At 42.3% G+C, this 22,557-nt stretch carries 21 protein-coding genes and 1 riboswitch; of the genes, 15 read left to right on the top strand and 6 right to left on the bottom strand.

The annotated features are described in order from the left end of the window. Positions 1 to 191 precede the first annotated feature (191 nt). Positions 192 to 317 (bottom strand): hypothetical protein, encoded by a 126-nt coding sequence (locus P9989_RS19820; RefSeq protein ID WP_283076567.1) that lies wholly within the window; start codon positions 315 to 317, stop codon positions 192 to 194. A 189-nt stretch (positions 318 to 506) separates the two neighbouring features. On the opposite strand from P9989_RS19820, the gene P9989_RS19815 reads away from it, so the two are divergent. The 10 genes from P9989_RS19815 (at position 507) to P9989_RS19770 (ending at position 10,007) form a co-directional block, all read left to right on the top strand. Further along, positions 507 to 860 (top strand): lmo0954 family membrane protein, encoded by a 354-nt coding sequence (locus P9989_RS19815; protein WP_283076566.1) that lies wholly within the window; start codon positions 507 to 509, stop codon positions 858 to 860. 28 nt (positions 861 to 888) lie between these two features. Then, positions 889 to 1,530: a PspA/IM30 family protein gene (locus P9989_RS19810; RefSeq protein WP_283076565.1), complete on the top strand. Its 642-nt coding sequence runs from the start codon at positions 889 to 891 to the stop codon at positions 1,528 to 1,530. 100 nt (positions 1,531 to 1,630) lie between these two features. Further along, positions 1,631 to 2,353 (top strand): cell wall-active antibiotics response protein LiaF, encoded by a 723-nt coding sequence (gene liaF / locus P9989_RS19805; RefSeq protein ID WP_283076564.1) that lies wholly within the window; start codon positions 1,631 to 1,633, stop codon positions 2,351 to 2,353. After that, on the top strand, positions 2,350 to 3,390 hold the full coding sequence (locus tag P9989_RS19800) for a sensor histidine kinase (RefSeq protein ID WP_283076563.1): 1,041 nt from the start codon (positions 2,350 to 2,352) through the stop codon (positions 3,388 to 3,390). The genes liaF and P9989_RS19800 overlap by 4 nt, the downstream gene beginning before the upstream one ends. After that, entirely contained in the window at positions 3,387 to 4,019 is a 633-nt protein-coding gene (locus P9989_RS19795; RefSeq protein ID WP_283076562.1) for a response regulator transcription factor, read from the top strand. The genes P9989_RS19800 and P9989_RS19795 overlap by 4 nt, the downstream gene beginning before the upstream one ends. Positions 4,020 to 4,559: 540 nt before the next feature. After that, positions 4,560 to 5,360, top strand: coding sequence for a ribose 5-phosphate isomerase A (rpiA, locus tag P9989_RS19790; RefSeq protein ID WP_283076561.1), 801 nt, complete (start codon positions 4,560 to 4,562; stop codon positions 5,358 to 5,360). A gap of 139 nt (positions 5,361 to 5,499) precedes the next feature. Further along, positions 5,500 to 7,026: an RQC-minor-2 family DNA-binding protein gene (locus P9989_RS19785; protein ID WP_283076560.1), complete on the top strand. Its 1,527-nt coding sequence runs from the start codon at positions 5,500 to 5,502 to the stop codon at positions 7,024 to 7,026. A gap of 61 nt (positions 7,027 to 7,087) precedes the next feature. Then, positions 7,088 to 7,732: a DUF4166 domain-containing protein gene (locus P9989_RS19780; protein ID WP_283076559.1), complete on the top strand. Its 645-nt coding sequence runs from the start codon at positions 7,088 to 7,090 to the stop codon at positions 7,730 to 7,732. A 10-nt stretch (positions 7,733 to 7,742) separates the two neighbouring features. Then, the gene (gene kynA, locus P9989_RS19775) at positions 7,743 to 8,579 is read left to right on the top strand and encodes a tryptophan 2,3-dioxygenase (RefSeq protein WP_283076558.1); all 837 of its coding nucleotides are present in this window, start codon (positions 7,743 to 7,745) and stop codon (positions 8,577 to 8,579) included. 96 nt (positions 8,580 to 8,675) lie between these two features. Continuing rightward, positions 8,676 to 10,007: a polysaccharide deacetylase family protein gene (locus tag P9989_RS19770; protein WP_283076557.1), complete on the top strand. Its 1,332-nt coding sequence runs from the start codon at positions 8,676 to 8,678 to the stop codon at positions 10,005 to 10,007. Between the two features lie 45 nt (positions 10,008 to 10,052). Here the strand turns inward: P9989_RS19770 and P9989_RS19765 are convergent, their stop codons facing one another. After that, the gene (locus P9989_RS19765; RefSeq protein ID WP_283076556.1) at positions 10,053 to 11,027 is read right to left on the bottom strand and encodes a homoserine dehydrogenase; all 975 of its coding nucleotides are present in this window, start codon (positions 11,025 to 11,027) and stop codon (positions 10,053 to 10,055) included. Further along, entirely contained in the window at positions 11,024 to 12,091 is a 1,068-nt protein-coding gene (gene metX, locus P9989_RS19760) for a homoserine O-acetyltransferase MetX (RefSeq protein ID WP_283076555.1), read from the bottom strand. The genes P9989_RS19765 and metX overlap by 4 nt, the downstream gene beginning before the upstream one ends. An 80-nt stretch (positions 12,092 to 12,171) precedes the next feature. After that, a riboswitch (SAM riboswitch) is annotated at positions 12,172 to 12,286 on the bottom strand. Between the two features lie 215 nt (positions 12,287 to 12,501). Here metX and P9989_RS19755 point away from each other — a divergent pair. From P9989_RS19755 to P9989_RS19745, 3 genes are all read left to right on the top strand, one after another. After that, positions 12,502 to 12,702, top strand: a complete 201-nt coding sequence (locus tag P9989_RS19755; protein WP_283076554.1) for a DUF2188 domain-containing protein — start codon at positions 12,502 to 12,504, stop codon at positions 12,700 to 12,702. A 141-nt stretch (positions 12,703 to 12,843) separates the two neighbouring features. Then, positions 12,844 to 14,079: an NAD(P)/FAD-dependent oxidoreductase gene (locus P9989_RS19750; RefSeq protein WP_283076553.1), complete on the top strand. Its 1,236-nt coding sequence runs from the start codon at positions 12,844 to 12,846 to the stop codon at positions 14,077 to 14,079. Between the two features lie 19 nt (positions 14,080 to 14,098). Beyond that, a complete protein-coding gene (locus tag P9989_RS19745) occupies positions 14,099 to 14,581 on the top strand; it encodes a hypothetical protein (protein ID WP_283076552.1) in 483 nt (160 codons plus the stop codon). 17 nt (positions 14,582 to 14,598) lie between these two features. On the opposite strand, the gene P9989_RS19740 is transcribed toward P9989_RS19745, so the two are convergent. Next, on the bottom strand, positions 14,599 to 15,444 hold the full coding sequence (locus tag P9989_RS19740; protein ID WP_283076551.1) for a TetR/AcrR family transcriptional regulator: 846 nt from the start codon (positions 15,442 to 15,444) through the stop codon (positions 14,599 to 14,601). A 115-nt stretch (positions 15,445 to 15,559) separates the two neighbouring features. Between P9989_RS19740 and P9989_RS19735 the strand changes: the two genes are divergently transcribed. Both P9989_RS19735 and P9989_RS19730 read left to right on the top strand, forming a co-directional pair. Next, positions 15,560 to 18,724 carry an efflux RND transporter permease subunit gene (locus tag P9989_RS19735; RefSeq protein WP_283076550.1) on the top strand — a complete coding sequence of 1,055 codons (3,165 nt, stop codon included), beginning with the start codon at positions 15,560 to 15,562 and terminating at the stop codon, positions 18,722 to 18,724. A 178-nt stretch (positions 18,725 to 18,902) separates the two neighbouring features. Then, complete coding sequence (locus tag P9989_RS19730) at positions 18,903 to 19,880, top strand: NAD(P)/FAD-dependent oxidoreductase (protein WP_283076549.1); 978 nt, start codon at positions 18,903 to 18,905, stop codon at positions 19,878 to 19,880. 56 nt (positions 19,881 to 19,936) lie between these two features. Here the strand turns inward: P9989_RS19730 and rarD are convergent, their stop codons facing one another. Both rarD and P9989_RS19720 read right to left on the bottom strand, forming a co-directional pair. Continuing rightward, positions 19,937 to 20,836 (bottom strand): EamA family transporter RarD, encoded by a 900-nt coding sequence (gene rarD, locus P9989_RS19725; RefSeq protein WP_283076548.1) that lies wholly within the window; start codon positions 20,834 to 20,836, stop codon positions 19,937 to 19,939. A 113-nt stretch (positions 20,837 to 20,949) separates the two neighbouring features. After that, positions 20,950 to 22,530 (bottom strand): FAD-dependent oxidoreductase, encoded by a 1,581-nt coding sequence (locus P9989_RS19720; RefSeq protein WP_283076547.1) that lies wholly within the window; start codon positions 22,528 to 22,530, stop codon positions 20,950 to 20,952. Between the last annotated feature and the right edge of the window lie 27 nt (positions 22,531 to 22,557).

The raw sequence follows: 22,557 nt of genomic DNA, 5'->3' as shown, positions 1-22,557 counted from the left end.
AGCCTGAATCCACTCCATGGATTCAGGCTTTTCCCATTTTAAAGTTAATTTCGGGCATTAATGGGACAGAATACACCTTCTTTGTTCGAGGATATCTCGGATAATGGCCCGGAAGGTAATTAAAAACCCGAGCTTTTATGCGGAGCTCAGGTTTTTGTACTGCTGTCTATTCCGAACCTCGTTCAAAAATCCTACTCTTTTTTGTCACTTAATTCCCTGCCCGATTTTGATATAGTGATTCTCTCTTCTCCTGTGGCTGGTTGAACAGCATCTTTTCCTTTTTGAATCGTACGTTTAGACTTTGATCGTTTACTCATAAACTCCATCACTCCTCATAAAAAAGTAATCTTACAAGTGTATTCTTATCGTATGCTTTCTCATTCATGTAATGAAATTAGAAACATATACGCCTCTGGTCCTATTCGAAAATATATCCCTGGCTCATTACGGTGAGAAGCGATTCCTCGTATCATGAAGATAAGAAATCAGCGAGGAGGGAAATACCGATGAAAAAGTTTTTGCTGTTTATTGCAGGACTGGTGGCGCTAGGCATTCTGCTGGCTAATCTTGGTCCAATGGTTCTATTAGGGGTCAGTGTCTGGCTTCTGTATGTTGTGTTCAAGCAATTCATGAAGTCTGACTCAACATTCGGCAAAATTGCCTGGATTGCGCTTGGATTAGTGATCCTGAGCATAGCTGTTTCCAATATCTTTGCCGTTATTGGACTAGCTGCTGCTTATGTTCTTTACGTTATTTACAAGAAAATGACAAAGCGTAAGGACGATACAGTCATAGAATCAAGCAGTACTTCTGACCCGTTTACGAACTTTGAAAGACAGTGGGCAGAGTTAAACAAATAATCTTATGATTAAAAAGGAGAGACTAAAGATGGCTAATTTATTTACACGTTTAAAAGATACGATTACAGCTGATTTGCATGATGCTCTGGATCAAAAAGAACAGAAGAATCCGATTGCGATGTTGAATCAATACTTACGTGAAAGTGAAAAGGAAACGGAAAAAGTTCGCAAGCTAGTTGAACGTCAATATCGTTTGAAGGACGAGTTTGCTCGTGAACAGCATAGGGCAGAAGAAATGGTGGACAAGCGTAAACACCAAGCGGAAGTAGCTCAAAATGCTGGAGAAGACGTGATGTACGAGTTTGCAGTGAAGGAACGTGAAGCCTATGAAGAAAGGGCTGAGCGACTGAAGTCTTCTTATGAAGAAGCGGTCAAGCAGCTTGAAACACTTGAACAGAAATATGAAGAAATGAAGCACAAGCTAAAGGACATGCATGTGAAGCGGATGGAGCTGATGGGGCGTGAAAACATTGCCCGCGCTCATCACCGTATGAACCAGGTACTGGAAGATACAGCGGACAAGCCGTATGCAAGGTTCTCCGAAATGGATCGTTATATTGAAGATTTAGAGTACAAAGTCAATAGTGCCTATTACCGTAACACGTTTGACAGTAAGATTGCGCAGCTTGAAAAAGATATGAAGAGTACAGAGGACGTTACGGTACAGTAAGAATCATGGTATCATTAAAGGCGCAGAGCACTGCGTCTTTTTGGTGCTATAGATGGCATACTACAAAAATTTGCTCACACGTAAGAAGGAGGTTACCTTTATGTTTAAACATATGTCGACAAGTACCATTAACACCATTTTAATCATAGGGGTAATTCTCTTGTTTCTTGAGATCACTTTTTTTAACGGCGGTCTGATCTTTTCTGTGCTTTTTTCAGGTTTGTTTATCTATATCGGTTGGAAAAAGTACCGAAAAGTGTGGGGGAAGATTATATTTTGGATCGGCATAATCAGTCTGACGCTGACGATTTTAAACATGATAGCTGTTCGCTTTCTAATCATTGTCGTCATCATTCTTTTCGTACGCCACTACTTTCGGACAAAAAAAGAACCAGAACGGATTCACCTGGATATACAATCGGATGATGTTCCTTTTGACGAGGGAACTGAGCCTCTTGTGAAGCAAAAGTTATTCGGTGACCAAACCACGGCCAGGACCTCTTATAAATGGCAGGATATTAATGTCCATGGCGGGTTTGGTGATCGTATTATTGACCTTAGTCATGCCGTTTTCCCTGAAGATGAGGCGGTCATTTCAATACGCCATTTAGTTGGAAATGTGCAAATATATGTCCCTTATGAAGTGGAAGTAGCCGTACATCATAGTGCGATCCTTGGCCGGGCTGCTATTTTTCAATATCGTAAAACGAAGTTATTTAATCAGCAGGTCTCATACCGCACACCTGAGTATGTTACAAATAAGCCTCGGGTTAAAATTATTACCTCGATTGTGTCGGGCGACATCGAGGTGAAGCGGATATGAACGTATGGCAGAAGCAGGTTCTCATCGGTCTTCTATCATTTGTTTTCTTTGCCCTGGTTATCCTGGTATTTACCTTTTCGGCCTTTCCGCTCCAGGATTGGTCAGATTTATGGGCAAGGGAAGTGCTGGATTTACCGTATATTCTCCTTGCACTAGCGTTGTCAGTCACTGGGGGATTAGGCATAGGAATTGCTCAGGGCTATGTATTAAAGAGGAAGTTTCACTATGTGGAACATCAACTAGATGAAATCGGCAAAGGGAATCCTGTGCTGTACGATGACGTGGATCGTGGAGATCTGCAGAAGATTGAAGAGAAAATGAAACAAATAGAAGCTCGATTTAAGAAACAGACAGAAACGGCCCAGCGTTTAGCTTCTGAACGTGCTAAAGAGCGGGAGAAAAGTCTGCAAGAGGTTGTTTTGCAGGAAAGGAACCGCTTAGCACGTGAGCTTCATGATTCCGTAAGCCAACAGTTATTTGCGGCTTCCATGATGATGTCAGCAATTAATGAAAACAAGACAACAGCCAAGGAGTCGAGGGATAAACAGATGGCTATGGTGGAGAAAATGATTCATCAGTCACAGCTCGAGATGAGAGCATTGCTGCTCCACTTGCGGCCAGTGGCCCTTAAGGATAAGTCACTGGCTGAAGGGTGTAATGAACTCTTACATGAACTGACTCAAAAGGTGCCGATGAACATTGATTGGACCGTGGAACCATTGTCACTTGAAAAAGGAATCGAAGACCAGCTATTTCGGATATTGCAAGAGGCCGTGTCCAATACACTTCGGCATGCTAAAGCTAATACGCTGACAGTGATGCTGATTGAAAGAGATGATCATATTATTTTAAGAATAGTAGATGATGGTATAGGATTTGACGTCGAAGAGGCAAAAACAAGCTCATATGGGCTGCAAAATATGCAAGAGCGGGCTCTGGAAGTTGGCGGTATGTTAAAGGTTGTCAGCTTGTCTGAACAAGGAACAAGGCTTGAAGTGAAAGTACCTCATGTTGTAAAAGGAGGAGAACCATCTTGATTACCGTATTATTTGCTGATGATCATGAAATGGTCCGTATCGGTGTTTCCGCTTATTTATCAGCACAGTCAGATATCGAGGTAGTCGCTGAAGCAAATGATGGAAAAGAGGCTGTTGACCTCGCCTTAGCGCAGCGGCCAGATATTATTTTGATGGATCTTGTCATGGAAGAAATGGACGGTATCGAAGCAACGAAAAAAATCATCCATCAATGGCCGGAAGCTAAAATTATTATCGTCACGAGCTTTCTCGATGATGAGAAAGTTTATCCTGCTCTTGAAGCCGGAGCTACGAGTTATATGCTGAAAACGTCTAAGGCGGGCGAAATTGCTGATGCCATTCGTGCAACTTATGGCGGGCAGTCCATTCTTGAACCAGAGGTTACCGGGAAGATTATGACTAAAATGCGAACACCACAGACTACAGACCTTCATGAACAGTTAACATCGAGAGAGATGGAGATCCTGCTGCTTATGACCGAAGGAAAAACGAACCAGGAAATTTCTGAGCAGTTGTTTATCGCATTAAAAACGGTAAAAGTACACGTCAGTAATATTTTAGGTAAGCTCGGGGTACAGGACCGTACACAGGCGGTCATTTATGCCTTTAAACATAACCTTGCAGAATAATAGCCTCACCAGCGGGTGGGGCTATTACCTTATGATCACATAAAGAAGGGCCATTAATAAAAAAAGACAAAATACAGCGAATTTGATGTAGGCGTTTCTCATGAGATCCCCCTCCTCATGAAGTTTTCTTTTATATTATGTTTAAGGTATTCATTCATTGCCTGATACATGAGTCAATTTCATAATCGCTCTTTTAAAAAAATAAAGACTGATAGATCACTATTCTATTCGTGTTGCTCCACAATCGCCCCGTTTGTTGAACCTGAGTAAGGTTCCGTATTTTTAAGAATGGGAGCGGGAAACCACTCGCTTTCCCCCCCATTTCGTTAATGAGAGCAACGGAACCATCTTAATAAAAATCGGAGTTGTAAAAGGCTAGGGAATAATTGCTTCAACGGATATACTCATCCATCAATGGGCTGAAATCGCTTGTACCGTTATTCAACAATCCTGACCTTTAAATTAGTAACAGTTATTTCAAATTTTCTACTTACCTAAACTTGGAAGGTGCTTCCTTTACTACTTACCAAACCCCTCGCCGTGCAATGGCTGAGAATTATGAAATCCATTCACTTGAAGAGGTTGAGCCTGTTTTTTTATAAGGATTTAGGGAATAACAAGGTAGACGAGGTGATCGAAATGACGTGGAATAATTCATTAGCTAACATCCTGAATTGGTCTGGAGAAATTTCAAATCAATCGGACAAAATGCAGGTAGCTGAACAAGTGAGTGATTTTGTAAAAGATGGAGATGTGATAGGTGTGGGATCAGGCTCTACAGCTTTTCTAGCTTTACAAGCAATCGCTGAGCGAGTGAAAAAGGAGCGGATGAACGTTCAGACGATTCCTACCTCTAAAGAAGCGGCTCTTAATTGTACAGTTCTCGGACTTCCTGTAACGGCTTTAACTGCAGCGAGGCCTGATTGGGGATTTGATGGAGCAGATGAAGTCGATGGCACGAAAAGGCTTATTAAGGGGCGCGGAGGTGCATTGTTTGCTGAAAAGCTTGTCATGGCCAGTGCGCAGAAAACGTATATTCTCGTAGATGAAAGTAAATTTGTATCGAAACTCGGGGCTGCCTTTGCCGTACCCATTGAAATTGATCCTCGGGCGATTCATCTCGTCGAAACGAAACTGTATGAAGCCTTTAGTACTGAAGCCGTAAGTTTGCGGATGGCGGCATCAAAGGACGGCCCTGTTATAACGGAAGCAGGAAACGTTTTGTTAGATGTTAAATTTGAGGAGATTACCTCAAATATGGAAAGGGAGATCAGTGCCTTGCCTGGAGTGATTGAATCTGGTCTGTTTCTGGATTATCCTGTCGAAATTCTGTCCGTATAATTAAAAACTTACATCATTTTCGGGTGATAAAAGTAAGGAAGATGCAAGAATAAGCCCAAAATTACAATAATTATTGGTAAGTTTACATACTTTTTCTATAATAGTAGTATATCCTTCAATTCTAAAAGGGGAAATCATTATGGGACTGCCAGAAAGTATGACTTACAAGAACGATCGCTACCCGTACATTATCCTTACTCCTATTGGAAACATGAACAAACAAATACGCTCTATCGGTCATAAGTTCGAACGTGGATTGCTGTCGCGAATTAATGAAGTGATCGCCGATCAAGTAAAGCACCGATCATTACCATTAGATCGGCTGCAGCGTTATTTATCAGTTGAAGGGAACACTGTTTTACCTGTTTCTTTTATTAAAGATGATACGTTAAACCCTTATTTAATTAGACCAGAATTATTTCTTTGGACTGAACTTACCGGGGAAGATGGTCTGCCTTTCGATAAGCGGTTTCTATACGACACAAATATTACTCATTTATCATCAGAGAAATTGGAACAACATTTGATTGAAGTGATTAAAGACCACCTGTTTGTAGCTGAAATTGCAGAGCATTCAAGAGACTATTGGTTAACTAAAATAGCTGCCAGCTTCGATAAGCATCCGCTCGTACAATTGACCCAAAGCAAGCGCGATGTAATAGAAGCTGTGGAACAAATGAATCAATCCGCTTTACTTTCCCAACTCAAATACCCGGAAGATGTAGCTATGTGGAGAGACCATGTTACTATTGTGATGAGGCCATTTCGAACTTTTCCAAAGCAGTGGTTTACGGGAAGGATGGAAATGTGCAGGCATGATAAGCAATTGGGGTTCTATTCCACTAAACGGACTGTCGGCTGCCGATGTGATCACTGTGATTATACGGTTTACTATCATCTTGATAGTGATCAAGTTACGTTACAGGAAGAATTTCATGTGGAGCGTGCCCGCAAGCGAATTGAAACGATTGAACATCAATTCAATGAGATTGCAGCCCAAAACAAGGATCTCACCCACCAAATTCAAGAGTTAATCAACATGAAAGGGAAGCTTCGTCCTGTGCAGCATACTTTAGATGAGGCCCTTTCTGTAGCCAGACAAATCGAAAGGTATCAAGAGGATGCAGCCGTCGCCAACGCTTATCCTTTGCTTGAAATGCACCATAAGCTCTCCTGTTCAACACTTCCTCAAAGAGGTTCAGAGTCGCTCTTAATATGGCTTTCGAGGGTAGAACTAAGCGATGTGGTCCTATTCAAACAACTACTAGCCTGGAGAAATCAAATGGATGACCAGGTGAATGCAAAGGCTGTGGACCTGCTTCATCAGCTGCAAGTACGGCTTGATGAAGCGGAATACACGGAGGAAGATATAATTATTACGATCAAAGGTCATGAATTAAGCTACTCAGCTGTTCAACAAGTTCTTGATTTAGTTCACTATTACGGTACAGATCACCCTGCCCATACACTAGTTCAAGTACTTGCAGGTAAATCAACCAATAAACTTCGGCGCCTCCAACTTCATGAAACCCGCTGGTTCGGCCTGTTGGCTGAGTGGCCGCCGAAGCATATACAACGGTTGTTTAATCAATTAGAAAAGCAAGGATGGCTGATGAAACAGCGAAAGGGCTATTCGATCAGTGATTTTGCTGAAGAAGTCATGTGATTAAATGTGGGCTGCTTAGTGAAGCCCACCTACATATAACTTTATAAGGAGGAAGATCCACTTGAAATCCATTTATCAGCAAGCGTTAGGTGAAAAATTCGACCGACTGCACCCTGAGTTGCAAAAGAAATTTGGTTTAACGAGTGATCAAAAATTAATGGTCCTAGGTCAAGGACGTATGACAGAAATCCGGGGGACTCCTCTCATTCTCCGTCCCTTTTTAAGCATAGGATCAAAAGATCATCTTATTTTTGCAGAGAGGGGTAAAGAAGTTCCTTTTACCCTGGAAAACTATGCTTATGTGGATGAACGGGGCCGAGAATCAATTAGCTATATTCGCCGCTTTTTCTTCCCATATGCGATTCGTGGGTTTGATGCCGTTATGTCTTTTGACAATGAAAAGCAATCATTAATAGACGATTTAGGCAAGTCAGGCTGCTTATCGACACAGATGGATCTTGATGTGACAAGAGAAGGCGGATTACTCATGCACTCCCGGGAGATGAGAGTAGCAGACAAGTTCTCTTTCAATGGTCCACGGACATCCTTGTACGAGCATTATGACGAGAAACAGAAAGCATTTCGCGTTCACGTCCATGTGGATCATCCTTTACTAGGAACTTTACTCATGTACGAGGGATTAGTGCATACGGAATTTTTACCCATTACGGCCAATCATATTCCAGATCGCGGGATATTAACATAGGGGGATTAAGATGAGCAACGGTGATTCGAAAACGAATGAAAATGTACATACAGATTTTAAAGAAAGAATGACTTATGGCGAGTATTTAAACCTTGACCGGCTACTTTCTTCCCAAAATAGACTTTCTGAACATCATGATGAGATGTTGTTCATAGTCATACATCAGGTGAGTGAGTTATGGATGAAACTTATTTTACATGAGTTAAGGGCGGCCATTGATCTGATTAGGGAGGGGGAGATCCAGGAAGCACTGAAGATGTTGTCGAGGGTATCAAAGACACAAACTCAAATTATCCACGCCTGGGATGTTCTATCCACACTAACTCCTGCTGAATATATCCAGTTTCGGGATGATTTAGGGCAGGCGTCTGGTTTCCAATCTTACCAATACCGTATGGTTGAATTTGCGTTAGGATATAAAACACCACATGTATTAAAGATTTATGAAAAGGATCCTGAACTCCATCAAGAACTTAAAAATGCTTATGAAGCTCCAGGTATATATGATGCAGCCATTGAAAGGCTGGTCGAAGCGGGATTCAAAATTAATCCTGATCTCATTAATCGGGACTATACAACCATTTATCAGTCTGATGCTACAGTGGAAAAAGCCTGGGAACAAGTGTATAAGGATGTCGATAAGTACTGGGATCTTTATCAGTTGGCAGAAAAGTTAGTGGATATTGAAGATTGGTTTCAGCAGTGGCGTTTCAGGCATATGAAAACAGTAGAGCGAATTATTGGCCACAAAACGGGGACAGGAGGGTCATCAGGTGTAGGATATTTAAAGAAAGTATTAGACCACCGTTTCTTTCCAGAACTATGGGATATTCGTACGACCCTCTAAATTAACAGAATAGCCGGAACATAACAAATATATTATTTTATTATTACATTTATGTTACACTAAGGTGTGAGTTTATTACGGTGAAGAGGGAAGGTTATGAGACGACTAAATATATATATAGCACTCCTTAGTTTATTGTTGATTTTGACGGCTTGTTCTATTTTTATAGCAGATGCAAATGAAGGTTCTGTCAAGGTGGCTTCCGATCCTGCGAGCTACTATGACGTATCCATGGTTAGTGATATAGAAGAGTATGAAAAATATCATATCACTATTCATTATCCGCAAACGCCAAATGACCAAATCGATCAGGTGATTATAGATTACGTGAATCAGAAGAAAGATGCCTTTAAAAAGAGAAGTTATGAAGTAGTTTTAACTAGTGAAGAGCAATCTGTACATGAATTGCATATTGATTTTGATGTCGTGTATCAGAATGAAAAAGTATTTGTCGTTGAATTTATAGAGACAGCAGACGTTGGGCAAAAGCAGGTGGATGTAAGCCGTACCGTCATGAATTTTGATAAATCAAGTGGCAAGCTTTTGGAACTGAAGAACTTATTTAAAAAGGATACCAATTATAAAGAAGTCTTGGCCCAGGAAGCAAAAGAAGAACTTGGGACGCAAAACGAAACAGGGCACACGTCTGTCAGTATTGAAAATACAGCACTGACGGGAAGTTCTCTAGTTGTGTACCTAACTAATGAAGACCAAAAGAGATGGAACACGAGCACATCGAAGGTATCTATAGATAAACACGAGCTGAACGATATATTATTACCAGAATATGCACAAAAAGTTGTACAAACTGCAGAGAAGAAGAAGGATAAAACTTCTTTTCCTAAGATTAAGAAATCGGATCAGGCACCTGAACGTGCAGTCGAAAAGAAAGTAGCACTCACCTTTGACAATGGTCCACATCCAAAAAGAACGCCCCTTATTTTAGACATGCTAGAGAAGTATGACGCCAGCGCCACCTTTTTTATGATAGGAAAACGACTTAAGCATTACCCTGAAGCAGCTAGAGAAGTAGTGAAACAGGGGCATGTGATCGGTAACCATACATGGGATCATCCAAGTTTTGGGCGTCTTTCTGATAGTCAGCGGGAAGCTCAGTTGGATAAAACCCAACAGTTGATTCATGAGGTAACGGGTGTGAATACCAAGATTGTGCGTTTGCCGTTTGGTGGAAAGCTTTCAGAAGCTTTTAAAGACCAATATAGGGTGATTCCCTGGACTATTAATACTACCGAAAACTGGAACTTAACGAATGCTTCAGAAATTGCTCATGCAGTGATTTCCAAGGTGGAAGATGGCTCCATTATTGTCTTAAGCAGCCTTCATTCTGTTACACCAGAAGCCTTAGAAATTATACTTGAGGAGTTAACGGCACAAGGGTACAGTTTTGTACCAGTAAGTGCATTATAGACAACAAATAAGAGCCCTTGACGCAGCTTCGTCAAGGGCTCTTATTTAATATAATAGTTGTTTGGCCGGGTAAGATTGCCAAATATAAAGAAAATCTTCCACCATGGCGCTGGCTGTCGCTAATTGGCCTGCTCCTGGTCCTCTGAGCGTCAAAGGACCAACTAAATCTCCGAAAAGATGAATGGCATTATCAACTCCATCTATCGAATGAAGCCCGTGAGAAGGAGACAGGACTTGCGGTTTTACACTGGCATGAAGTTCACCATTTACTTCTTCAATCGAAGCGATATGACGAATTTTATTTCCCTGTTGTTGAGCATCATTGAATTGATCTGCGGTTATATGATCAATTCCTTCACAGGGAACCGACTCCCAGCTTGGCTGGCTTTGATAGATAAGCTGACTCAGAATCATTAATTTGTAAAAGGCATCGTAACCTTTAATGTCATTCGTCGGGTCAGCCTCGGCAAATCCTCGTTTTTGAGCCTCCTCTAACGCTTCCTGAAAACCTTTTCCTTCATTCTGAATGGATGAAAGAATATAGTTACTTGTCCCGTTTAAAATCGCTTCTATTTTCGTGATTGAATTTGCCTGGAGGAGCCTTGTGATGGTTCCAAGGATAGGCGTGCCGGACGCTGTCGTCGCTTCGTAGCCAATTCCTACTTTTTGGGCAGCCTGCTCCAATAAACGGGTTCCGTATTTGGCAAACATCACTTTGTTCGCTGTAACGACATGGATGTGTCGATCAACAGCTTTTGTTAAATAGGAGAAACATGGTTCTTCGCCGACGATGGCTTCAAAGATCACATCAGGCTTCTGGGCAAGAATCTGCTCATATTGATCCGTGACGAAAACAGAATGGGGGAGCTCGCGTTCTTTAGACAAGTTATCTACGAGGATGCCGCATAGTTCGATAGGGGCTCCTGCTAATTTGGTTAAATGGTCTCGTTTCGTTTGCAGGATTTGATAGACTCCCTCTCCGACTGTCCCAAATCCCAATATGGCTGCTTTAATAGTCAATAGTTAGTTCCCTCCTCGTTCAATTTATCACTTATCCATGCTCCCCATTCTCCAAATTCCACGAGAAATCCATCATGTCCATAATCTGTTTTCACATGATAATGTTCCCCATTTAACGCATGATGGGAGAAGGGCTGAATCAGTTCTTTTGGATAAAGCAGATCATGCTCAAAGCTTACTGTAAATAAGGCTGGTTTATAGGCAGCAGCTGTATCTTGTAAGCTGCCTCGACCTTTTCTAATATCATGGTTGTTCATCGCTTCTAACAAATACAGATAGCTGTTGGCATCAAAACGCTGCTTTATTTTTTCCCCTTGATAATTCAAATAGGATTGAATTGAATAAAGGGCATCCTCTTGCTCTCTTGCAAATCTTTTTTGGAAAAGTGGAGCACTTCTGTAGGTGACCATGCCGGCCATCCGGGCAACTTCAAAGCCGTGAAGCGTATCATTAGATGAATAATATCCCTCCTTAAACGCTGGATCATCTTGTATGGCCCTTGCTCCAATATGATTAAAGGCGATTCCATAATCACTCAAATAAGGGGTCGCAGCTAATACGAAGAGCTGCCTCATGAAATCAGGATAGAGCAAACCCCATTCGAGCGTTTGCATCCCTCCCAGAGATCCGCCAGCGACCGCATGTAATTCGGTATACCCTAACTGATGCAGGGCCCTATACTGGGCGTGAACCATGTCACGAATCGTTACTTCAGGGAAGTCAAGACGGTAAAGATCGCCAGTTTCAGGATTTATACTTGCCGGTCCAGTTGAACCGTGACACCCTCCCAGCACATTAAAGGTGATGACTTGATACTGAGTGATATCAATCGGACATTGTTCTCCAACCAATCCTGCCCACCAGCCGGGATTTTCACTTGAACCGACAGCGTACTGATTTCCAGTTAAAGCATGGCAGAGTAAAATAACCGGGGCTCCCTCAGGGCCATAGTGTTCATATGCCAGCTCAATCTTGGAGAGTGTGTCACCAGATTCAAATGTGAAGTCTTCGATTGAAACTTTTGCCACAGACTGTTTCTGTTCGACAGGGTTATGCAATGACATGCATCATCCCTCCTTAATGTAAAATTCCATATAAAAAGCCCTCTTCTGTAATAAGAAGAGGGCGTATGTATATATTCCTCCTCTTATCTGTCAGATCCATCCTTCGATCTGTAGGAATTAGCACCTTTTCAAGCCGAATGCTTGAAGGTTGCCGGGCATCACAGGGCCTAGTCCCTCTGCCACTCTCGATAAGAGATATTCAATTAATTTTTCCAATCATCACAAGCATGAAGCCTTTTAACGAATTCTTTCGATACAGCCAAGATAGAATATTGTTTTTAAATGTATGTTACGAATTATAAAAGCAGAAGTAAATATTGTCAAACTATTTTTGCAATAGGAAGGAACGTTTGACAGACAACTATGCTGGGAAAACATCTAATAGAGCAATGAGGAGAGGAGAGATTTTGATGAAGGAATATAGTGTGGTACCTAATAAGGATGTTACAGGCTGGTTTGTGAAAATTGAGGACGTAGCCCCGACAGACTTATACGACGAACGAGATACAGCCGTCGAAAAGGCAACAGAACTGGCAGAGAACAATAAGCCAAGCCGTCTGCAGGTTATGGACAAAAATCACAACGTAGAAAATGAATGGAATTTCAAGTAAAAAGAGGCTCCCTTAGATGGGAGTCATTTTTTATGTATAAATATCCAATTCATGTGTTCACTCGTTTCAAACTCATAACTGGCTGTTATTGCAAAAAAACGTTACGCTAGAGGAAATAGAGTGAGGACGAGGTGCGGATTTATGGAACAACGTGTGGATATTGTGATCGTGGGAGCAAGAGTCGCTGGTGCGAGTCTGGCGATTTTACTTGGACAAATGGGGAAACGGGTCCTTCTGATTGATAAGGCATCCTTTCCTAGTGATACGTTATCTACACATCATCTGTCCCATGTGCATTATTTGGAGAAGCTTGGTGTCCGAGAAGAAGTGGAATCTACTGGATTGCGTAAGATTAATAGAATGCGTACATATGTCGGTGATAGCTTTGTGGAAGGACCAAGGGATTTCTATACGATCATTCCTAAGCGTAGTCATTTAGATGATGTACTTTTGACGAAAGCCTGCAGTAATGAGGGAGTGGAGCTGCTTGAAAGCTGTACGGTTAAAGACTTGATAACTGATGAACAGCGTGTGATAGGTGTGGAAGCCGTGGATAAAACGGGAGAGACGAAGCGGATTCATGCTTCACTAGTGGTAGGAGCAGATGGCAGACATTCGTTCATTGCCGAAAACGTTCAAGCAGGCAAGTACGGTTTCCACTCACCACAGCGGCCGGTATTTTACGGCTATTATCATGGGATTGAACCGTTAACGGAGCCAACAACAGAGATTTTTCTTAATGAAGGAAGAATTGGTTTCCTCTTTCCGATGGAGCCGGGTATCGACTGCTTAGGGCTGGAAGTTCACTCTGAAGAGTTCAAGGAGATGGTGAAAAATTCTCATAAATTTAAAGAGATTTATCAATCTTTCTATGGGATGGAAAAACGGTTGCAAAGGGCTTCGCTGCAAGGGAAAATCGTCGGTACACCCGGCGTACCGAATTTTTTTCGGGAGCCGGCTGGAGAAGGATGGGCTTTAATTGGAGATGCTGCTCATAGTAAAGACCCGAGTACTGGCCTCGGAATAAACGATGCATTCATGCAGTCCTTCTTGTTGGCGGAGGCTATACAGAAACATGATGAAGGGAGATCCTGGGATCATGTGATGGCTGAATTTAAGCAAAAGCGGGACGAACAATTAGAGCCAGGCTATCGATTAACTCTTGATTACATTCAATCCATGAGGCCATGGTCACGGGACGAGAAGGCTCTCTTTCAAGCCATGGCAGCTAACCCGATGGTTTGGAATAAAATCGTACCGCACCTTCCCGACTTATTAAAGGAACACTCGTCATCTCTCCCGGAGCTATATGGTTCGGTAGAATGGGAGGCTAAGAACTTTGGCTTTGGAAGGAATGAAAATACTTTTATCGAATAAGAATGAAGAGGTGATTCCTATGACTTGGACAAAAGAAACTGCCTTTGAAAAATTACAAAGCATTTATACAGATAAGGTGATGCAGGAGGAGAAGCGCAGAATTTTTCAACAAGTGTATCGGCATTTGCATGAACATTTAGATGATCTGGCTGTGGGTTCCGGCTTAAAGCAGGAAACTGAGAAACAGGTGAAATTTTTTAAAGAATACACGTTTATGCCGGGTGATAACTTATTTCAGTCGATGCGTTATGTGTTTCTGCTGGCACGAGGCGAACGTGAAACGGATTCTCAAACAACAGAGCAGCACGTTAATCGAATTTACCGGGCGTTGTTCCAGCCCGCCGGTTTAAAGAATCCTTACATTCCTGAGTCCTTTTGGTCGACAACATTGGGAGTGGCATGTCTAATCGCACAAAAGGGTGTAGAATCCGTGTATCCTATCCTTGATGAAATCATTGAAGCCGAGCAAATGGAAGAGGAAGGCAGCCACGAACCTCGATGATGCCTGGTTGTGGCAGGTTACACATGAAAATAGGAACGAATCTGCCCGACTATTTGCTGGAATCCATCCTCTTCTTCAAGATTTGTCAGCATTCCCTTAATGACGGCGGTACGAGGCTCCGTTCTGATAAGTTCTTCCAGTAATACAGCAATGGTGTCCTGGATTTCTTTTGGAGCAGCCGCCTGTTTTTCCTCTAATGTATGTTTCATGAGCTCTAACTGCCGAGAATAGAAATCATCAGGAATGATCTCACTCATAAGCTCATGGGTAATGACTGGTTGGTCATTATTGTGTTTGAACCCCTCAACAATATAATCTGCACGTTTTAACATTTCTTCACAAAGTCGTTTAATATCAAACTTCACATTCTCTATTATTATTAAGTCAATATACGTTTTAAATATCCCCTGCAAAATGAGAGTGACTTCCCATACGAATTCGTTAATACGATCCCCGTAGATATCAATCAGGTTCTTTTTGTAAAAATGATAAGAATTGAATCTCATGTGGCGCAAAAATTCCTCAATATCGTGATTGAAGGGAATGGCCTGCTCTCGTATTTGCATAATTATAAATTCACGATGTGTGATAATCTCTTCAAATGTAACGGAGAGTTTTTGAATGAATTTTTGACGCGGCTGTAAATCTTCTGCTTCAATTTCATCTGTTTTGAGCTGAATTTTTCTAGAATAATAATAAAAAATCTCTAATAAAAGAGCATCCTTTGATTTAAAATGCAAATAAAAGGCTCCCTTAGAAATACCACACTCATTAGCAATTTCCTGGACGGAAGTGGCACTGAATCCTTTGTTTGCAAATAGTTTAATAGCGTGTTCGATAATGAAAATGCTTTTATCTTCCATATTGTGATGACTCCTTAGTTAAATTCAAACGAGTTCCTCTCTTGACTTATGACCGTTTAGTCATTTATATTATAGTTTGTTATGACTAACTGGTCAAATTGGGGGAGGGGTTTGTATGAAACAGATAATTAATTTTTCTATGAACAATAAATTTGCGATCTGGTTAATGACTATTATTATAACCATAGCAGGTTTATATTCAGGTTTAAATATGAAACTAGAAACGATTCCGGATATTGAACCACCTATCATTACGGTGTCTACCGTTTATCCTGGAGCTACACCAGAAGAGGTTGCTGAAGAAATCTCAAAGCCTATAGAACAACAGGTCAGTCAATTGAGTGGAGTGAAGACAGTCAGTTCTACATCGTATCAAAATGCTTCTTCTCTTCAACTGCAGTACACCTTTGATAAGAATCTAGATGAAGCTGAGGATGAATTAAAAGATGCAGTTGCGAAAGTGTCACTGCCTGAGTCAGCACAGGAACCTTCAGTCAGTCGGCTGAGTTTTAGCGCCTTTCCTGTAGTCAGTTTAAGTGTTATCAATGAAGATCAATCATTAGAAAAGCTAACGACAACAGTAGAAGAGCAAATTGTGCCGGCACTAGAAGGGATTGAAGGCGTAGCAGATATTCAAGTCTCCGGTCAGCAAGTCCAGGAGATTCGGATTGATTATGATGAAGCTGCCTTAAAAGAGCGCGGAATGGATGGTGAAACAGTTACGAAACTGATTCAAGGCTCGGATGTTTCCTTCCCGCTTGGCTTATATACGTTTGATGACACTCAAAAGTCAGTCGTCATTGATGGTGAATTAACGACAGTGGAAGATCTACGAAACTTGGAGATTCCAGCAGTTCCTTCGTCTCAGGGGCAATCTGCAGCCCAATCGCCATCTCAGGGACAACAGTCTCCTCAAGGATCTCCTTCTGGGCAAATACCGGCTCAGGATCAGTCGTCTGCAGGAGCCATGACAGCTGAGCAGGCAGCACAAGCCGGTATCCCAACTGTACCGCTGGGAGACCTTGCTGAAATTGAAGTGGTAGGGCAAGCTGAGTCTATTTCTCGTACCAATGGGGAGGATTCTATTTCGCTTCAAGTGATTAAATCACAAGAGGCGAATACAGTTGATGTTGTAAATGCAGTGAAAGAACAGACAGAGGAATTTAAAGGTGAACTTGACGGAACAGAGTTTGTCTATTCTTTTGATCAAGGGGAGCCGATTGAAGAGTCTGTTAGTACGATGCTGAATAAAGCTTTGTTCGGCGGGTTATTTGCTGTAATTGTGATTCTTCTGTTCTTACGTAATTTCAGAACGACACTAATTTCTATCATATCGATCCCGCTTTCCTTACTCATTGCTGTCTTAGCCCTTAAGCAGATGGATATAACATTAAATATCATGACTTTGGGCGCGATGACTGTCGCAATTGGAAGGGTAGTAGATGATTCCATTGTTGTCGTTGAAAATATATACCGGCGCATGTCACTGCCAGGTGAAAAACTTAAAGGCAAAGATTTAGTCCGGTCCGCCACCCGGGAAATGTTTATGCCGATTTTATCTTCAACGATTGTAACCATTGCTGTATTTTTACCACTTGGATTAGTAGAAGGTACAGTGGGGCAAATCTTTCTACCGTTTGCCTTAACGGTTGTATTTGCGCTGCTGGCTTCGTTACTTGTGGCCGTTACGATTGTACCGATGATGTCTCATTCCTTGTTGAAACAAGGTAAATTGAAAAAAGTTGATCATGATTATCAAGGTGGCCGACTAGCTAGAGCATATCGCTCTGTGCTCAATCGAACCCTTAATCACAAAATCATTTCAACGCTCATTGCCTTCGTTATTTTGGCAGGAAGTGTAGCGTTAGTACCATTCGTTGGGGTTAGTTTCCTGCCAGCCCAGGAACAGAAAATGGTTATCGCCACCTATAGTCCGGAACCCGGTCAAACATTAGAAGATGTCGAGAGTATCGCCACAGATGCACAGGAATATCTTGAAGGAAGAGACGGAGCGAAAACTATTCAGTATTCAGTTGGCGGTGAAAATCCAATGAATCCTGGGGCGTCAAATCAGGCTGTATTCTTTGTAGAATATAGCAGTGAAACGGAAAACTTTTCCTCTGAAAGTCAAACAGTCATTGATCATCTGCAAGAAGCGACTGAAAAAGGCGAGTGGTCCACACAGGACTTTTCTTCTACAGGATCAAGCAGTACGCTTGAACTTCTCGTTTACGGAGACTCGATTAGTGAAATTGAGCCTGTAGTTAAGGATGTCCAATCCATTTTGTCTGATCAAGATAATCTGACTGGGATTGACTCTAGCTTGTCTGAATCATATGAAGAGTACACACTTTTGGCTAATCATGAAAAATTAAGTGAACTCGGATTAACAGCTGCTCAACTAGGTATGGAGTTGAACCAAAATGGCGAGCAGCCAGTGATCACCACGATTAAACAGGATGGCGAAGAACTGAATGTTTATGTAGAAGTGGAAAAGGAAAACTATGAAGATATTAGTGATATCACTGACCGTGAGATCCAATCACCTACTGGGAAATCTGTTGCCATCAGTGAAGTTGTAGAAGTAGAAGAAGGAACAACAGCTGATACCATTACAAGGAAAGATGGTCGTGTGTATGCAAGCGTCAGTGCGAAAATCACAACTGACGATATTGGATCCGTATCGGCTGATGTTCAAAGTGAAATTGACGAGCTTGACCTTTCGTCCGGCTTAGAAGTGACGATGGGCGGTGTGACACAAGATATTCAAGAGTCATTTACACAGCTTGGTTTAGCCATGCTTGCCGCAATTGCGATCGTCTATCTCGTACTCGTTATCTTCTTTGGCGGGGCGCTGGCACCATTTGCGATCCTTTTCTCGCTGCCATTTACGATTATCGGGGCAGTTCTAGGATTGCTCATCAGTGGGGAAACCATTAGCATTTCCGCAATGATCGGTGCTCTTATGCTAATCGGCATTGTCGTAACGAATGCCATTGTTTTAATTGACCGAGTAATTCATAAAGAAAAAGAAGGCTTTACGACAAGAGAGGCGTTATTAGACGCCGGTATGACACGATTACGGCCAATACTAATGACAGCACTGGCTACTATTGGAGCTCTCTTGCCGCTCGCGTTAGGATTTGAGGGCGGATCAATTATCAGTAAAGGATTAGGAATTACCGTCATCGGCGGATTAACCAGCTCAACATTGCTAACATTGCTGATTGTACCGCTTGCTTATGAAGGATTAAGTAAGTTCCGTAAGAAAAAAGTTTAAATTTGGTAAAAAAGGCACCTCCCACTTCATTTGGGGAGGTGCCTTTTTATCGGCGCACAGGAGCAGTAAATTCAGGAAACAGCGTCAGAATTAATGAAGCAGTTCATATGAATAGAAGAGGTAGAAGAATCAAAGAATCGGGTATAGTCAGACATGAATATAAAGGAGGGCACCCATTTTGCAAAAGTACGATGTAGCGATCATCGGTGCAGGGATATCTGGAATTGTTGCAGCACAAAAGCTGAAACAAGCGGGGAATAACGTGTTGCTGCTGGAAAAAGAACCTGAAGTAGGGGGGAGGCTGGCGACTTCCGTTACAGCTGAAGGAACGGCAGATTTTGGAGCCCAATTTTTCACAGTCCGGACAAAAGAACTGCAGCGTGAAGTTCAGGGGTGGCTGGCCAAAGGCTGGGTGAGGCGCTGGTTCGGGGAGGACTATCCGCGTTATACGTCAGTTGATGGTATGGGATCATTCGCATCACGCTTATCGGAAGGTTTGAATCCTGTAACTTCAACAACGATCACTACAATTGAGGATCAAGACAACGATTTTGTATTATATGAAACAGACGGTAAATCTTACAAAAGTAAGCGGATATTATTCACAATGCCTGCCCCTCAAACGGTCAATCTGATGGACAACAGCTCAGTCAACCTAGAGGCCTCAGTATATAAGACGCTAACAAATCTCGAGTTCCAACCTACCTATGTGGGAGTCTTTCAGTTTGATCAGCCAGCTCCCATTGCGGAAAATGGCCATATAGATAAACAGCTACCTGATGATGTAGAACGAATTGTTGACCACCAAAAGAAGGGTATTTCCAACACATCGCTGGTTAGTGTCTATATGACGGCTGATTGGTCGGCGTCACATGAGAGTGAAGATACTGTTCTTGAAGTTATGAAAAAGAAGACTTCACCCTATTTAGATTTTCAAAATCTTGTTTCAGAGCGGCTGAAGACCTGGTCCTGTGCGCAGGCCGCCACGACTCACGCTAATTCTTTTCTGAACATAGATCCTCAAGGAAAGTGGTTAGTGGCAGGTGATGCGTTTCTTCGTCCGGATGATCAAGCAGGGAGAACTAGGTTTGAAAGTGCGTTCCTATCCGGTCAAGATGCAGCTGCGCATATTCTAAGTAACATCTACTATCATTAAGCGGACACGGAAGAGCCCCGACCTTAAACTGCCGGGGCTCATCAATCTAATTACTTTTAAGCGGCCGCTTCATATTTTCGCAGCCGTTTCATTCTGGAAACCGTGTAGACAGCAAGGCCCGCCCAGATCAGGGTGAACGATACTACATGCACTCTTGTAAAGGGTTCATCATAAAGAAAAACGCCAAGAAACAGCATGATAGTTGGGGCAAAATACTGTAAGAAGCCAACCATAGACAAGGGAATCCGTGTAGCTCCTGCGGCAAACAGTAATAGCGGAATGGCAGTTGCGATCCCCGACCCTACAATAAGAAGCGATGTTACAGATACCCATTCAATATCAGGGGGGCTGCCTTGTGAATTCATAAGATAAATCAAAGCTATTGGAGTGACAATCAATGTTTCGATGGTAAGTCCGAACATAGCATTTAATGGAACGAGTTTCTTAAGCAAACCGTAAGTACCAAAGCTTAAAGCGAGCAACAAGGCTACCCAGGGCACTGAACCGAAGTGGACAGTCATATAGAGCACACCGCCTGCGGCTAACATAAAGGCGAGCCACTGCGATTTAGAAAAAGTCTCTTTCAGCACGATCATGCCTAGAAGAATGCTGACCAACGGATTGATATAATAACCGAGACTTGCTTCCACTACGTGGTCATTGTTTACGGCCCATATGTAGGTGAGCCAGTTAGTGCTGATGGTGAACGAAGCGAGTGTTATCCCGATTAGACTCCGTTTGTTCGCCCAAACTCGTTTTGTTTCAGCGAGAAGTGGCTTCCATTTTTTAAGAGTGATAACGACGGCAAGCATAAACACGAAAGACCAGACGATCCTGTTGGCCAAAATTTCAAAAGCGGGGAGCTGCTCAAGTAATTTCCAATATATTGGGAGGAATCCCCAAAGAATATAAGCGCCTGCTGTGTAGAGGACGCCCAGTTTATTTTCATCTGCCATAAGCATAATCCTTTCGTAGTGAAACAATATATAATGAAGTCATTTTAAGCTAATTTAGTAAAATTGGAAAGAAAAAGGTCTCCACAGAAAAAGAGCGCCGCTAAGCGCTCTTTCTAATGGTGATCAGTCGATTCTTCAAAAGCCTCTGGATCATCAGGAATAATATAGGTTTCTTTCGTGTCTTCCAAGGAAAGTTTTTCAAGAGGACGTTTGGCTGGCCCCTCCATAACAGCACCATCATAGGAGAAACGGGAACCGTGACAAGGACAATCCCATGTGTGTTCACCACTGTTCCACTCTACCTCACAGCCCAGGTGAGTACAGGTCGTATCCAATAGATGAAGCTCACCTTCATCATCCTTAAAAGCTCCCGCACGCTTGCCATCAAACTGGATGACGGCGCCTTCACCTTTTTTCAAATCCTTTGGCTCTTTATCCACTAATTCAACCTTACCTTCAACTAAATGGGCGGCGACATTTAAGTTGTTGGAAAGAAATCGTTTCAAGCTCGGGTCACTCTTGAACCGTGATGGTGTAAAGACTGAGTGGTACTCTGATTCACGATTCATAATATAATCGGTAAGCAATTGTCCTGCAACAGTGCTGTTCGTCATTCCCCATTTTCTAAAGCCTGTGGCGAGAAAAACCCGTTCATTATTCGTTGTAATAGGTCCGATATATGGAACCTTATCTAGTGTGGTTAAATCCTGTGTGGACCATTGGAATAACTTATTTTTGATCCCGAATGTTCGCGCGGCATACTCTTCAAGTGTTTTGTAGTGGGAAGACATATCGGCGCCTTCTCCGGTTCGGTGGCTTTCACCACCGATCAGCAAAACATTTTTGTCCTCGAATGTTGCTGAACGTATCGAACGTTTAGGATCATCAATGGATAAATACATCCCATTTTCCCACTTATTTTCAGGTTCGATAGCGATCACATAAGAGCGTTCTGCATACATTCGGCTAAAGTACATTCCCTTTTTATCGTTAAAAGGGAAATGAGAACAGGAAATAAGGTAATCGCTGGTTACTGTACATCCATTTCCTGTTTCAATCTCGATATTCTCGCCTTCATTTACACCGACTGCTTTCGTATGTTCATAAATCATCCCGCCCATCGAAACAATCTCGTCCACTAAGTGGGATAAATAATGTAAAGGGTGAAAATGAGCCTGATTGCGCATCCGCAGGACTCCTGTTGTGTCTGTATCAAAAGGGAGTTCTTCGAAATGTTCCCCCGCTATATCAAGGCGTTCGTAAGCTTTCTGTTCTCTTTCAATTTTTTTAGCCCCTTTTTCTGTCGTGGCGAAAATATAGGCGTCTTCACGTGTCCAATCACACTTAATTGAGTGGTCATTTATATGCTTTTCCATTAATGCGATAGCATCTTCCTGAGCTTGGTAATAGAGAGCCGCCCCCTCCTCACCAAAATGCTGAATAAGCTCGTGATAAATAAGTCCGTGTTGGGCCGTTACTTTTGCAGTAGTATGACCGGTTGTGCCATTAAGCAGTTCGTCTGCTTCCAGGAGGGTGACCTTTTTCCCTTCTTTAGCCAGCATATAGGCTGTTGTAATTCCAGTGATTCCGCCCCCAACGATAGTAATTGGTGTAGAGGTTGATTGCTTTAGCGGTTCAAATGTGGGCAGCTTCGTATCTTCTCTCCACATAGGTTCAGGTTTTGTCCAATGCATATGGATCCTCCTTGATAGGCTGTTTTG

Source organism: Halobacillus naozhouensis (genome assembly GCF_029714185.1).
GTDB classification, from domain to species: domain Bacteria; phylum Bacillota; class Bacilli; order Bacillales; family Halobacillaceae; genus Halobacillus_A; species Halobacillus_A naozhouensis.
Note: the sequence above shows the minus strand (reverse complement) of the source record. Positions and strands in the feature narration are given on the sequence as shown.